This window comes from Bradyrhizobium sp. RDM12 (assembly GCF_051917485.1).
Taxonomy (GTDB): domain Bacteria; phylum Pseudomonadota; class Alphaproteobacteria; order Rhizobiales; family Xanthobacteraceae; genus Bradyrhizobium.
On sequence record NZ_CM133064.1, the window covers coordinates 2,404,313 to 2,418,217 of the forward strand.

Sequence of the window (13,905 nt, forward strand, 5' to 3'; positions counted from 1 at the left end):
GTCGCGAGACTCCCCTATCCCGATTTCCAGAGGCCGTAGTGCTAGAACCGAAAAGCCGCGGCGTACTGGATGCCCCGCCTTCGCGGGGCATGACGGCGGAGATTGGGGATGCGGCTTGCCGTAAGGCCGGCGCACGGCGATGGGCCTACGCCGGTATCCGCACCGGCAGCGACTCATATCCCTTGATGAAGCTCGAATAGATCCGCTTCGGCTCGCCGACCACCTCGATGCGGTCGAACCGCTTCAGCATCTCCTCCCAGACGATCCGCAGCTGCAGTTCGGCGAGCCGCATGCCGACGCAGCGATGAATGCCGAAGCCGAAGGAGAGATGGGTGCGCGGCCGGGTGCGGTCGATGATGAAGTCGTTCGGCTGCTCGATCATCTCCTCGTCGCGGTTGCCGGAGACGTACCACATCACGACGCGGTCGCCCTTCCTGATGTGCTTGCCGCCGATCTCGGTATCCTGGAGCGCGGTGCGCCGCATATGCGCCAGCGGGGTCTGCCAGCGGATCACCTCGGGCACCATGGTATCGATCAGCGCCGGGTTGGCGCGCAGCTTGTCGTACTGTTCGGGATTCTCGTTCAACGCCAGCACCGAACCGGTCATGGTGTTGCGCGTGGTGTCGTTGCCGCCGACGATGAGCAGGATGATGTTGCCCATCAGGTTGTCGGGGTCCATGAAGCGCGTAGCGTCGTTGTGCGCCATCAGCGACAGCAAATCGTTGCGCGGCGTCGAGTTGACGCGCTCGTTCCACAGCTTCGACATGTAAGCGTAGCACTCGTCCATCTCGCGGCGGCGCTCTTCGGCGGATCTGACGATGCCGCTCTTGGGCAGCGCGGTCGCGACGTCCGACCAGCGCGTCAGCTTGCGCCGCTCCTCCCAGGGAAAGTCGAACAGGGTCGCCAGCATCTGCGTCGTCAGCTCGATCGAGACCCGCTCGACGAAGTTGAAGGTCTCGTTGCGCGGCAGATTGTCGAGCACGGTCTGCGAGCGCTGGCGGATCAGCGTTGCGAGCTCGTCCAGATGCGTCGGCGTGAACATCGGCGACACCGTCTTGCGTTGGGACGAGTGCCTGGGCTGGTCCATCGCAATGAAGCTCGGCCAGTCGTAGCCGTCCGGCACGTCGCGGATGCCGATGCCGCCGAGCGTCGAGTCGGAAGAGAAAATGCCGTGATTGGTGTCGACATGCATGATGTCGTTGTATTTCACCACCGACCAGTACGGCGCGATCGGCGCATTGGTGCAGTAATGCACCGGCTCTTCCTTGCGCAGCCGCTCGAACCACGGCCACAGGGTGTCGTCCTGGAACAGCCGCGGCGCGCCCGGATGAAAATTCTTCAGCGGCGTCGCATAGGCCTCCTCGCGCGCGCGCCGCATGCGTTCGGCCGTATCCACTCTAACCGGCGCTTGGATGTTCATGGTGGTGGCTCCAGTTGGCTCTTTCTTCGCCTCTCCGCGGTTGCGGGAGAGGCCGGCGCGTAGCGCCGGGTGAGGGCTCCTGCCTCTTGAGATTCTCGCCCGCGAAGATACCCCCCCCCCCCTCCCCCGCAGGCGGGAGAGGGGGCGCAGTGTCCTCGTGGAGGTAGCCCGATCTCACGCCGCAATCTTGACCGGCAACGTTTCCAGGCCCTTCACAAAGCTCGAATAGACCCGCTTCGGCTCGCCGACCACGTCGATATGGTCGAATCGCTTCAGGATCTCCTCCCAGATAATCTTGAGTTGGAGTTCGGCAAGCCGCAATCCGACGCAGCGGTGGATGCCGAAGCCGAACGAGAGATGCGTGCGCGGCCGGGCGCGATCGATGATGAAGTCGTAGGGCTTCTCGATTGCCTCTTCGTCGCGGTTGCCCGAGACGTACCACATCACGACCTTGTCACCTTTCTTGATCTGCTTGCCGCGAAACTCGAAATCGGCGAGCGCGGTGCGGCGCATATGCGCAAGCGGGGTCTGCCAGCGGATCACTTCGGGCACGAAGCTGTCGAGCAGCGCGGGGTTTTCACGCAGCTTGCGGTATTGTTCGGGATGCTGGCTCAGCGCGAGAAGCGAGCCCGACATGGTGTTGCGGGTGGTGTCGTTGCCGCCGACGATCAAAAGGACGAGATTGCCGAGGAAGTTGCGCGCGTCCATGTCGCGGGTCGCGGCGCCATGCGCCATCATCGAGAGCAGGTCGCTCTTCGGCGGCTGGTCGATGCGCTCCTTCCAGAGACGCGCGAAATAGCCGGCGCATTCCGCGAGCTCGGCCTGCCGCTCGTCCTCGGTCGCGACCAGGCCGTCGGGCCCGGGAATGGTGGTGGCGATGTCCGACCAGCGCGTCAGCTTGCGGCGGTCCTCCCAGGGGAAGTCGAACAGCACCGCGAGCATCTGGGTGGTGAGCTCGATCGAGACCTGGTCGACCCAGTCGAACACCTCACTGCGCGGCAGATTGTCCAGGCACTCGGCCGAGCGCTTGCGGATGTTGAGCGCGAGATTGTCCAGATGTGTCGGCGTGAACATCGGCGCCACGGTCTTGCGCTGCGCTGCATGGCGCGGCGGGTCCATCGCGATGAAGCTCTCGCGGCGCAGATCGGGGTCGATGTCACGAATGGTGATGCCGCCGAGGGCCGAGGCCGAGGAGAACACCGAATGGTTGGTCTCGATCTCCATGATGTCGTTGTAGCGCGTCACCGACCAGTACGGACCGAACATCGAGTCCTTGCAATAGTGCACGGGGTCTTCGCGGCGTAGCCGGTCGAAATACGGCCAGAACGTATCCGTCCTGAACAATTCGGGATCGCCGGGATCGTATTGGTCCAACGGAAGTGACGACGCGCGCTCGCGCAATGCGTCGATCTTGGCCGCGCTCTCGATGGTCCCGTGCATGACCGTTCTCCCTGACATGAACCGCGCGGTTTTCTTGAATTCTGCGCTGCGGTATTTGGCTGCAATTACAGCGCGTTGTCTGCGCCGGAGCAAGGGCGAGTTTTGCCACATCCGAGCTTTCGCGAGAGTGTCGGGCGGGCGCCGTGCTTTTGCGAACGTGACCTCCGGCACGCATCGGCCCGCGGAGTGGTGCGAGAAATCGCTTGAAACCGAGGTAAATCGAACCGGCCCAGCTTGGGGATCGACCAACCTCTGATCTACAGTTTGAGCGGATCAGATCCGCATCCCGAGGTTGCTGCCGTGAACGACATGCAATGGGCCCCCATCGGCCCCTCCGAACCGGTGCCGCCGCCGCTGCCGCCCTCCCAGGTCGCCTTCACCGGCAGTCGCACCGAGTTCCGCAGGATGGTCACCAGGGGTGCCATGCTGGAGCTCGTCACCTTCGGCTTCTACCGGTTCTGGCTCGTCACCGACATCCGACGCCATTTGTGGTCGAACACCGCGGTCGACGGCGACGCCGCCGAATATACCGGCCGGGCTAAGGAGCTCTTGATCGGCTTCCTGTTCGCGCTCGCGATCCTGGTCCCGATCTATCTCGCCTATTTCCTCGTCGGTATCGAGTTCGAGCGCTGGCAGGGCTTTGCCTCGAGCCGCTGTTCATCTCCTTCTATGCCTTCGGCCAGTTCGCGATTTTTCGCGCGCGACGTTATCGTTTGACCCGCACGGTCTGGCGCGGCGTGCGCTTCTGGATGGACGGCTCCGGCTGGGCCTATTCGCTTCGTGCGATGCTGTGGGGCTTGCTGGTGTTCCTGACGCTCGGCCTGGCGTTGCCGTGGCGCGAGGCCTCGCTCGAGCGCTACAAGATGCGGCATACGCATTTCGGCGATCTGCAGGGCGATTTCGAAGGCGACGGCTGGACGTTCTTCAAGCGGGGCTGGTGGCTGTGGCTGCTCACTCCGATCGCGGTCATCATCTTTCCGGTTGCGCCGTTCCTCTATGCCGAGTTCAAGGCGCGCGAATGGCGCTGGTGGCTGGACGGCATCCGCGTCGGCGGCGTCAGCCTGTCCTCGGATCTGCCGCACAATGCGTTCTACGGCCTTTACTGGAAGGTGATCGGCTGGTGGCTGCTGCTCTCGACCCTGTTCGGCCTCTATCTCGGCGGCACCACCATGCTCATCGTCAAGCTGAGCGGCGTGCCGGTTGAGCAGGTGTTCGGGCCGGACCACGCCGCCAAGAGCATCCCGATGCTGGCGATGATGGTGACCGGCTATTTCGCGCTTGCGCTTGCCATCAACATCATCATGCGCGTTTATCTCCAGCGCGATCTCTGGGCCAGGGCGCTGGAGACTGTCGTGGTGCACGATATCGGAGCGGCAGCCGACGTCCGCGCCAGCGGCTACCTCGCCAGCGCGCTCGGTGAAGGCTTTGCAGATGGTCTCGATGTCGCGGGATTCTAGATCGTGAGTGACGTGACCGCCGAGCCCGGCGCCGGGACGAAGCCCGGACAACCCGCGATCTTCTTCGACGGACTGTCGAGCCGGCGGCGGCAGGTCATGCTGACGCTGGGTGACGCGCTCGAGATCGCCGAGCCGAGCGACGTACAGGCGGGCCAGACCGTCACGCGCTGGGCCTATGGCGAAATCCGTCGTGCCGACAGTCCGGCCGGCATCCTGCGCCTGACCTCGACCTCAGCGCCCCCGCTGGCGCGGCTCGAGATCCGCGATGCGGCTTTCGGAGCCGATCTGGCCGCGCGATGTCCTGGGCTCGACGAGCACCAGACCACGCGCCGTGGTGTGGCAAAAATCGTCGGCTGGTCGGTGGCCGCTGCCGTCTCGATCGTCTGCGTCGTACTGTTCGGCGTGCCGCTCGCCGCGGATCGTCTGGCGCCGCTGGTGCCGAAACCGATCGAGCGGCGGATCGGCGATGCGTCCGAGGTCCAGGTGAAGACCATCTTCGGCCGCGAGACCTGCAGTGATCCGGCCGGGCAGGCGGCGTTTTCCAAGCTGGTCAATCGCCTGCGCGACGCCGCGGGCCTTGACGACGACAGCATGACGGCCGGCGTGCTGCCAAGCTCGGTGCCGAATGCGTTCGCGCTCCCGGGCGGCAAGGTCTTCGTGCTCAACGCCCTGCTCGACAAGGCCGACAATCCCGACGAGATCGCCGGCATCCTTGCTCACGAGCTCGGCCATCTCAAGCATCACGACAACATGCGCGGCCTGATCTACAACGGCGGCACCTCGTTCCTGATCGGCCTGTTGTTCGGCGACGTCACCGGCTCGTCCGCCGTGATCTTCGCCTCGCGCAGCCTGGTCGAAGCCTCCTACTCGCGCGACGCCGAGACCAATGCCGACACCTTCGCGATCGACATCATGCACAAGCTCGGCCGCTCGCCGAAACCCGCGGCCGAGTTGATGTTCCGCATCACCGGCAAGGAGGGCGGCAGCGGCTTCACCATTTTGGCGAGCCATCCGCTGACCGAGGATCGCCTCGCGCGCATGACGAAGGAAGACCGTCCCGCCAGCGGGCCGCCGCTGCTGACCGACAAGGAATGGCACGCGCTGAAGGGCATCTGCCGCAGCGGCAGGATTTGAGCTTGCCGCTTATCGCGTGCCGTAGGCGCGGTCGCCGGCATCGCCGAGGCCCGGGAGAATAAATCCGTTCTCGTCCAGACCTTCATCCACCGCGGCGGTCCAGATATGCACGTCCGGATGCAAGCCGCGCAAGCGCTCTAATCCTTCCGGCGCCGCGATCAGGCAGGCGAGACGAATGTCCTTGGCGCCGCGCTCCTTCAGTCGGTCGACTGCCGCGACGGCCGTATTGGCGGTCGCGACCACAGGCGTCACCACGATCGCCAGCCGCTCGCCGAGATCGGACGGCGATTTGAAGAAATACTCGACCGCGGCAAAGCTCTCGGGCTCGCGGTAGAGGCCGATATGGGCGACGCGCGCGGTCGGCACCAGATCCATCATGCCGTCGACGAAGGTCGTGCCGGCGCGCAGCATCGGCACGAACACCAGCTTCTTGCCGGCGATCTTGGCCGAGTGCATCGTTGCCAGCGGCGTGTCGATCACGGTGTCGGCGAGCGGCAGGTCCCGCGTCACCTCGTAGCAGAGCAGCATGCCGATCTCCTTGATCAGCTCGCGGAACGACTTTGTCGAGATCGATTTGTCCCGCACCAGCGTCAGCTTGTGCTGCACCAGCGGATGATCGACGATCGTGACGCCTTGCATGATCGGTTGCTCTTGCTTTTCCCTTCTCCCCCTGTGGGAGAAGCTGGCGCGAAGCGCCGGATGAGGGGTCGTCTCCGCGAACTCCAATGAGAGAGGTGCCTGCGGACGCAACCCCTCACCCGGCTTCGTTTTCGCGAAGCCACCCTCTCCCACAGGGGGAGAGGGTTTAGAACACAGTGCCGTCGCTGATCACCTTGAGTGGCGGTGAGCCATCGGAACGGCGCGCAAAGGCGATGGCCCGGCCGGCGGCCCAGGTGCCGCCCTCCAGGATGCTGGCGAGCGGCAGCGACTGCGGAGTGCGGCCGAGCTTGGCGCGAACCAGTTCGGCAACGCGATCAAGCAATGCGACCGTCAGCGCGCGCCACTCGACGACGAGCAGAGAGTCCACCGCATGCGCGCGCTCTGCATCCGCGGCATTGCGCAGGCGCAGCACCTCGTGATCGACGAACAGGCCGCCATTGCGGTATTCGGCGAGCCCGGTCAGGCCATCGATGTCGGTGACCTCAAATCCGGCGCGCTGGAGCGGCTCGATCAGCGAATAGCTCAGCCATTGCGACAGCTTGTGCAGCGGCACGAGGCCTGCGGTCGCATCATCGGCCTTGATCGCCGGATGGCGCCAGCAATCGCCGAGCGGGACGCCCGCGAGCTCGAGCCGCGACGGCCAGATCGGTCCGAGCTGGTTCAGCACCGCGGACAGGATCGCGGGTGCGGGGATGGCGCCATTCGTTGCCTGCGCGGCGATATGATCGAACAGGCCGCCCGGTCGTGGCGTGTCGTGCATGCCGAAGACATCAACGCGCGCAGCAACCTGCTTGCCGAGGCGCCGCAGCAGATCGGTGCGTCCCTCGAGGCCGAGCAACGGATTGTCGTCGCTCGCCTGGAAGACCGCATTGAGCGCAGCAAGCGGCAATGTTTCGAGCACGCCGGCATCGACCCGGAACGGCGCGCGCGCATCGGCTGAGAAAAGTCCGCCGGCAAACATGTCGAGGCTTGCAATCGCAAGCCCTTCGGATCGGCCGATGCCTTGCCCCGTCACAGCGTCGCGATAGCGCCACGCAGCGCCGGCGCCAGCATCGAGCAGCACGCTCACGATGGCAAGGTCGAACTCCGCACGCCCGCGCCGCGCGATCAGGCCAAGATGTCGCATCGGCCAGCTGCGCCCAGCGGTCGACGCCGCCGAACATAAAATGCCGCCACCGCGCATGGAAGGGTATGTCGAGCGTCGGATAGGCTTTTCGCGTGACGGCCAGCACGGCGTCGGCAATGCCATCCATGCGGTCGAGATCGATGGTGAAATGCGTGAGCCCGCCATGCAGGCCGATCTCGAGCATTTGCCCGGCGCGCGCGCGGACCGCCTTTGCAGTGAGCAGCGCGCGTGCCTCTCGTTCCAAAGAATCCGACATCAATCGATCAGTATTTTTCCAGCGAACGTCCGACGATGCCGTCGACGTCCTTCTCCGGCGCAATGTCGGTCGAGTAATAGCCGGCGGCTTTCTTCGCGGCGATCTCGACATAGGCGTCGGCCGGGATCAGCTCCGGCGGAATCGGCACGCGCTCGACGATGTCGATGCCCTGCGAGGTCAGCGCGTCGTACTTCATGTCGCTCATCGACAGGAAGCGGTCGATGCGCTTCAGGCCGAGCCAGTGGATGGTGTCGGGCATCAGCTGCTGGAAGCGCGCGTCCTGGACGCCGGCGACGCATTCGGTGCGCTCGAAATAGGCGGCCGCCGCATCGCCGTCCTCCTGACGCTTGCGTGCGTTGTAGACCAGGAATTTGGTGACCTCGCCGAGCGCGCGGCCTTCCTTGCGGTTGTAGACGACGAGCCCGAGCCCGCCCTCCTGCGCACCGCGCGCGGATTCCTCGATGCCGTGGATCAGGTAGGGCCGGCAGGTGCAGATGTCGGAGCCGAACACGTCGGAGCCGTTGCACTCGTCATGCACGCGGCAGGTGATCTTGGTGCGGTGGTCCGGCAGTTTTGTCACATCGCCGAACATGTAGACCGTGGTGCCGCCGATCGGCGGCAGGAACACCTTCAGGTCGGGCCGGGTCACGAGCTCGGGGAACATGCCGGCGGTCTGCTCGAATAGCGTGCGGCGCAGCTCGGTCTCGCCGGTCGCAAAGCGCTCGGCAAGGCCGGGCAGGTACCAGACCGGATCGATCGCGATCTTCACCACCGAGACGCTGCCATTGGCGTGCACGACCTCGCCGTCGGCCCGCAATCGCTTTGCCGCAAGCGCCTCGCGGATCTCGGGCAGGTCGAGGCGGGCGCGCGTTACCGCGATGCTCGGGCGGATGTCGACGCCCTCGGCGATGTCCTTGCCGAAATTCTCCGCGACGAGATGACCCCAGGGATCCAGCGCGACGATTTTTGCGGGATCGCGCCACTGCTCGAACGGTCCGATGGTCGCCGCCGGAAACGTGTTGGTCAGATCAGGACGCCGGATCGGATCGAGCGCGCCGGCGGAGACGGCGAGCGCGCGGTACATCGCGTAAGAGCCGCCATGGCTGCCGATCACATTGCGATCCCCGGCGCGCGACACCGTGCCGATGATCGGGCCGCGGGCGCGCGCATCGGCTGCCCCCCAGTGAATCGGGAAAGCGGCCTTGCGGCCCGGCTCCGGATGCGAGGTGAGGCGGATGTGGTCGGTACGGTTCGCGCGGCTCATGGCCAAACTCCCAAAGCCGACGGCCCGCCGCTCGGACGGGCCTGGCTCTGCGGCGTTGCCGGCAGAGCCCGGCGACGCAATCCAACATATTGTAGCGGCGAGGGACGACAGACAAGTTAATCGTGCCGCGCCGGGCAGGCCGGCTCGCCGGCATGCCGCGCCTTCGCCCGGGCCGACCTTCTTATTCGATCCGCACGATAGCTCTAAGGGTTTGAAATAGTTTTATTTTTCATGTTTTCAAGAGGGCGGCGCGTCAGGTGCCGCAACCGCGGTGCCGTGGGCTGGACCAGACCCGCATAATCGGACAAATCGTGGAGATCGCCGATCGCCTGGAGACTGCCATGCCCACCGCCAGCTACATCGATCCCCGCAATGGAAAACGCTATCCGCTTGACGAGCCGCGCTGGTGCTCGGACGAGCGCACGCCGCTGCTGGTGACGCCGGGCGCGGGAATTTCACGCGCGGACATCGACAGCCGCACGCGGTCGCTCTGGCGCTACCGCGCGGCGCTGCCCGTGGAGATCAAGGATCCGATTTCGCTTGGCACGGGCTGCACGCCACTGGTGCAGCAGGGGTGGGGCGATCTGCGGCCGTTCTTCAAGCTCGAATGGTTCAATCCGACCGGCAGCTTCAAGGACCGCGGCTCTGCCGTCATGCTCTCGTTCCTCCGGCAGATCGGTGTCGATGCCATTCTGGAGGACAGTTCCGGCAATGGCGGCTCATCCATGGCGGGGCTTGGTGCGGCCGGCGGCATGCGCGTGAAGATCTTGGCGCCGGCCTCGACCTCGCCGGCCAAGATCGCGCAGGTGCGCGCCTACGGCGCCGAGGTGCAACTTGTCGACGGCCCGCGCGAGGAGTCGGAGGCCGAGGCCATCCGGCAGTCGAGCCAGACCTTCTATGCCAGCCACAACTGGCAGCCGTTTTTCCTCGAGGGCACAAAATCGCTCGCCTATGAAATCTGGGAAGATCTTGGTTTTGTCGCGCCCGACAACGTCATCGTTCCCTGTCGGTGCCGGCAGCAGCCTGCTCGGCTGCGCGTTCGGCTTCCGCGAGTTGTTGAAGGCGGGGCAGATTGCAAAGCTGCCGCGCCTGTTCGCGGCCCAGCCGCTGAACTGCTCGCCGATCGATGCCAGCTTCAAGGCCGGCGTCGATATTCCCGTCGCGCGCGAGGTCAACAAGACCATCGCCGAAGGCACTGCGATCAAGCATCCGCTGCGGCTGCGCGAGATCATTGGCTCCTTGCTCGAAAGCGGCGGCGCCACAATTGCGCTCACCGAGGACGAGATCGTCGCCGCCCTGCGCCGTCTGGCGCGGCAGGGCCTGTTCGCCGAACCCACCAGTGCCAGCGCGGCCGCGGCGCTGGAAAAGCTCTTCGCCGCCGGCGCCATCAAGGCAACGAGACCACGGTCGCCGTCCTCACCGGCACCGGCCTGAAGGCCGCCACCACCGTCGCCGATCTCGTGCAGTAGATGCTCCTTGCTCCGTCATTGCGAGCGTAGCGAAGCAATCCAGTCTGCCACCCGCGGAAAGACTCTGGATTGCTTCGCGGCGCTCGCAATGACGAAAGCGTCGCCCTCAATCCTTCAGCTCATTCACCCGCTTCACCCAGGCGCGCACGTCGGCGAGCACCTCGGGCAGCACCGATCTCACCTCCAGCACGGTCATGCCGGGCTTGATGCGGGGATCGTAGAGCAGGTTGAGAATGTACTGGTCGTAGACGTCGAAATAGCCCATCGACACATTGTCGTTGAACATCGTCCACGGCACGCTCGCGGTGTCGTTGATCGGTCCGAGCGACTGCAGCAGCTCCTCATAGGCGCAATCGAGGAAGGTGAAGTCGCCATTGTCGACGGTGAGGATGACGTCGGAATGCTCGATCTCGAAATTGTCGTTCTTGCGGAAGCCGGACAGGCATTGCGGATCGAGCGAGGTGCGGATCTCGCGCGCCTTCTCCGCGCCGTAGAAGCTCGAAATCGTGCGATAGAGGTCGCGGTCGCGCACGAGCTTCACCCGCACATTCGCCGCCTCGCTGGTGTCGGTCATGGCGATGTCGAGATGCTGCACGCGCGTGCCGATGTCGGCCACGACCTTTGCGAGCTGCGCCTTGCGGTCGGCGCGGTCGCTCTCGGCGAACACGCGCACCGGCGCGTCGAACTTGCGGATGCGGTCGACACGGCCGGCAAGGTGGTATTCGGCGCCGAAGGCGGTCTTCAGGAAGCCGTCGACGATCTCGGCGTCGGTAAAGCTCTTCTGCTCGGCGCGCTGGCGCGAGGCGATCGCGGGCAGCTCGCCGGCGGTCGCCATGGGTGCGGTGTCAGGCGCACATGTGAGCGCTGCAAACGTCAGCAGGGCGAAGCGAAGGGCAGCTGAGGGCGGGACCAATGCGCTCATCGTTACGAAACGCTGCCGTATTCGCGAGGCGCACACAAGTCCGCATATCCAGGTGCCGAGCGGGTTCCTGCAGTCCCCCCAACCTCTCTCGCTTGGCAAGCGGGAGAGCACCTTGTGCGCGGAGGCAATTGCGCCCTAGTTGTTCAGCACCACCACGGTGGTACCGACCCCGACGCGGCCGTAGAGGTCGGTGACGTCGTCATTGGTCATGCGGAAGCAACCGGAGGACACCGCCTGGCCGATCGTCTCCGGCTCGTTGGAGCCGTGGATGCGGTAGAGCGTCGATCCCAGATACATCGCGCGCGCGCCGAGCGGGTTCTCGATCCCGCCCTTCATGTGGCGCGGCAGGTCGGGCCGGCGGGCGATCATCTGCGACGGCGGCGTCCATTCCGGCCATTCCTTCTTGGCGGTGATCTTGTGCACGCCGCCCCAGCGGAAGCCGTCGCGGCCGACGCCGATGCCGTAGCGCAGCGCCTGGCCGTTCTGGAGCACCAGATAGAGCCGGCGCTCGGCGGTGTTTATCACGACCGTGCCGGGAGCATAATTGCCGTTGTACGTGACGGTGGTGCGGGGGATCGGGCTCGCGCCGCCGCCGAGATAGCCGGTGAAGCTGGTGCCCGTGAAGTCCACCATCCCCGCTGCTGACGCGTCGGCCGCGCCAGCCAGCAAGAGTGCCATTGCGGTCAGCTGCACGGCAAAAAACCGGATCATTGTTTCCCCCACAAAAAAATAGATTCAACCAAAGCCAGAGGCCATATTTGCGCGCATTCCGCAAGCCACGGGCCCGTGAGGGGCGTCACCTCCCGCGGTTGGCGTTAGCAAATCGGCAACCCTGTCAATTTGCCGAAAAGCGTAAAAGCGTTTTCAAGCGAGGTGGACGCCGGTTCGCATCAAGAAAGCGCGTCAAAACAAGAATCTAATGCCGTTCCGATTTATTCGGAACGGGCATTAGCCAAACCGGCAGGTCGCCATGCGGGGCAGGGCCGCGATGCCGGCTATTGCTTTGACGGGTTCCGCGAACAATGATTGATCGCATGGATCTCTGGAAATAGCCGGTTGCGGGAGCAGACAGAATGAACGGTGCGGAAAGCCTGGTACGGACGATGGTCGAGGGCGGGGTGGACGTCTGCTTCACCAACCCGGGCACCTCCGAGATGCATTTTGTCGCGGCGCTCGACCGCGTGCCGGGCATGCGCTGCGTGCTCGGCCTGTTCGAAGGCGTGGTGACGGGCGCGGCCGACGGCTATTTCCGCATGAAGGGCACGCCGGCTTCGACCTTGCTGCATCTCGGCCCCGGCCTCGCCAACGGCCTTGCCAATCTGCACAACGCCAAGAAGGCCAATTCCGGCATCGTCAACATCGTCGGCCAGCACGCCGTCTACCACATCGGCTACAACGCGCCGCTGACCTCCGACATCGAGGGTCTGGCCCGGCCGATGTCGTCCTGGGTCCGCACCTCGCCGGATTCCAAATCGGTCGCCGCCGACGGCGCCGCGGCGATTGCCGCCGCCAGGAGTGCCCCGCCGCAGATCGCGACGCTGATCCTGCCCGCCGACACCGCCTGGAACGAGGCCGACGGCATCGCCGAGGTGCCGGCCGAGCAGCAGCGCGCCGGCTACTCCCCGCAAGCGGTCGAGCAGGCCGCAAGGATCCTGCGCGGCGACGGCGAGGGCACGCTGCTGCTGATGACTGGCAGCGCGCTGAGCGAAAAGGGCCTGGCGCTAGCCGAGCGCATCGCGGGCAAGACCGGCTGCACCGTGATGGGCCCGACCTTCCGCCCGAAGATGGCGCGCGGCCGCGGCCGCTATTCGATTGACCGCATTCATTACGTGATCGAGAACGCGCTGCCGATGCTGGCGAAATTCCGTCACATCGTGCTGGTCGAGTCCGACGATCCCGTGGCGTTCTTCGCCTATCCGAACAAGCCGAGCATGCTCAAGCCCGAGGGCTGCGACGTCCATCGCATGACCTCCTGGGGCGAGAACTCCGTCGCAGCGCTCGAAGCGCTGGCCGGCGCCGTGAAGGCCAGCGCCAAGGATGTCAAGCCGCAGGCCTTGACGGAGTTGGTCAAGCCGACCGGCGCGCTCACCTTTGCCTCGATCGCGCAGGCGATCGCATGCGCGATCCCCGAGAACGCGATCATGGTCGACGAATCCCTCACCACCGGCCGCGGCTTCTTCCCGCCGACTGCGGCGGCCGCGCCGCACGACTGGCTCCAGAACATGGGCGGCTCGATCGGCTTCTCGACGCCGCTCTCGATCGGCGCCGCGATCGCCTGTCCGGACCGCAAGGTCATCACCATGGTCGGCGACGGCAGCGCGATGTACACGATCCAGTCGCTGTGGACGCAGGCGAGAGAGAACCTTGACATCGTCACCATCGTGTTCGCCAACCGCATCTACCAGATCCTGCGCGGCGAGTTCGACAATGTCGGCGCCGGCGAACCCGGCCAGCGTGCCAACGACATGCTCCGCCTCGACCGTCCCACGCTCGATTTCGTTGCGCTGGCCAAGGGCATGGGCGTGCCCGGCCGCGCCGTCACCAACGCCGATGAGTTCAACAAGGCGCTGGCCGAGGCCGTCGCCGAACCGGGGCCGCGGCTGATCGAAGTCCAGATGTAGGATGCATCTTTACCTCTCCCGCCCTTCTGCGGGGAGAGGTCGGATCGCGCAGCGATTCGGGTGAGGGGCAAGGCAGGCTGCGAACTCGGGCAAAGGTCTATCCGACTCTGCGCGCCGGGCGTATTCCATTTATCAT

8 protein-coding genes and 3 pseudogenes are annotated in these 13,905 nt (G+C 65.2%); 4 read left to right on the forward strand and 7 right to left on the reverse strand.

The annotated features are described in order from the left end of the window. Window positions 1-145 precede the first annotated feature (145 nt). A complete protein-coding gene (locus ACTGJ9_RS11535) occupies window positions 146-1,420 on the reverse strand; it encodes a cytochrome P450 (RefSeq protein WP_456677157.1) in 1,275 nt (424 codons plus the stop codon). A gap of 174 nt (window positions 1,421-1,594) precedes the next feature. Then, complete coding sequence (locus ACTGJ9_RS11540; RefSeq protein WP_456677158.1) at window positions 1,595-2,860, reverse strand: cytochrome P450; 1,266 nt, start codon at window positions 2,858-2,860, stop codon at window positions 1,595-1,597. Between the two features lie 300 nt (window positions 2,861-3,160). On the opposite strand from ACTGJ9_RS11540, the pseudogene ACTGJ9_RS11545 reads away from it, so the two are divergent. Together ACTGJ9_RS11545 and ACTGJ9_RS11550 are read left to right on the forward strand one after the other, a co-directional pair. Further along, window positions 3,161-4,317: pseudogene (locus ACTGJ9_RS11545) on the forward strand (YjgN family protein). Between the two features lie 3 nt (window positions 4,318-4,320). After that, on the forward strand, window positions 4,321-5,451 hold the full coding sequence (locus ACTGJ9_RS11550) for a M48 family metallopeptidase (RefSeq protein ID WP_456677159.1): 1,131 nt from the start codon (window positions 4,321-4,323) through the stop codon (window positions 5,449-5,451). A 9-nt stretch (window positions 5,452-5,460) separates the two neighbouring features. Here ACTGJ9_RS11550 and upp read toward each other — a convergent pair whose 3' ends face one another. The 3 genes and pseudogenes from upp to ACTGJ9_RS11565 all read right to left on the reverse strand — a co-directional run bounded on the left by upp (window position 5,461) and on the right by ACTGJ9_RS11565 (window position 8,757). Next, complete coding sequence (upp, locus tag ACTGJ9_RS11555) at window positions 5,461-6,090, reverse strand: uracil phosphoribosyltransferase (RefSeq protein WP_456677160.1); 630 nt, start codon at window positions 6,088-6,090, stop codon at window positions 5,461-5,463. Between the two features lie 166 nt (window positions 6,091-6,256). Next, a pseudogene (locus tag ACTGJ9_RS11560) lies at window positions 6,257-7,493 on the reverse strand (URC4/urg3 family protein). Window positions 7,494-7,500: 7 nt separating this feature from the next. Then, a complete protein-coding gene (locus tag ACTGJ9_RS11565; protein ID WP_456677161.1) occupies window positions 7,501-8,757 on the reverse strand; it encodes a GTP cyclohydrolase II in 1,257 nt (418 codons plus the stop codon). 341 nt (window positions 8,758-9,098) lie between these two features. Here ACTGJ9_RS11565 and ACTGJ9_RS11570 point away from each other — a divergent pair. Next, window positions 9,099-10,226: pseudogene (locus ACTGJ9_RS11570) on the forward strand (threonine synthase). Window positions 10,227-10,332: 106 nt separating this feature from the next. Here ACTGJ9_RS11570 and ACTGJ9_RS11575 read toward each other — a convergent pair. Together ACTGJ9_RS11575 and ACTGJ9_RS11580 are read right to left on the reverse strand one after the other, a co-directional pair. Continuing rightward, complete coding sequence (locus ACTGJ9_RS11575; RefSeq protein ID WP_456677162.1) at window positions 10,333-11,148, reverse strand: DUF2927 domain-containing protein; 816 nt, start codon at window positions 11,146-11,148, stop codon at window positions 10,333-10,335. 135 nt (window positions 11,149-11,283) lie between these two features. Then, on the reverse strand, window positions 11,284-11,859 hold the full coding sequence (locus ACTGJ9_RS11580) for a L,D-transpeptidase (protein ID WP_456677163.1): 576 nt from the start codon (window positions 11,857-11,859) through the stop codon (window positions 11,284-11,286). A 362-nt stretch (window positions 11,860-12,221) separates the two neighbouring features. Here ACTGJ9_RS11580 and ACTGJ9_RS11585 point away from each other — a divergent pair, with 362 nt between their 5' ends. Beyond that, window positions 12,222-13,769 (forward strand): acetolactate synthase large subunit, encoded by a 1,548-nt coding sequence (locus tag ACTGJ9_RS11585; RefSeq protein WP_456677164.1) that lies wholly within the window; start codon window positions 12,222-12,224, stop codon window positions 13,767-13,769. Window positions 13,770-13,905 lie beyond the last annotated feature (136 nt).

Excerpts from the sequence above, each read along its gene's own strand:
- ACTGJ9_RS11540 (WP_456677158.1), bottom strand. The coding sequence starts at position 2,860 with ATGCACGGGACCATCGAGAGCGCGGCCAAGATCGACGCATTGCGCGAG.
- upp (WP_456677160.1), bottom strand. The coding sequence starts at position 6,090 with ATGCAAGGCGTCACGATCGTCGATCATCCGCTGGTGCAGCACAAGCTG.
- ACTGJ9_RS11580 (WP_456677163.1), bottom strand. The coding sequence starts at position 11,859 with ATGATCCGGTTTTTTGCCGTGCAGCTGACCGCAATGGCACTCTTGCTG.
- ACTGJ9_RS11565 (WP_456677161.1), bottom strand. The coding sequence starts at position 8,757 with ATGAGCCGCGCGAACCGTACCGACCACATCCGCCTCACCTCGCATCCG.
- ACTGJ9_RS11575 (WP_456677162.1), bottom strand. The coding sequence starts at position 11,148 with ATGAGCGCATTGGTCCCGCCCTCAGCTGCCCTTCGCTTCGCCCTGCTG.
- ACTGJ9_RS11535 (WP_456677157.1), bottom strand. The coding sequence starts at position 1,420 with ATGAACATCCAAGCGCCGGTTAGAGTGGATACGGCCGAACGCATGCGG.
- ACTGJ9_RS11585 (WP_456677164.1), top strand. The coding sequence starts at position 12,222 with ATGAACGGTGCGGAAAGCCTGGTACGGACGATGGTCGAGGGCGGGGTG.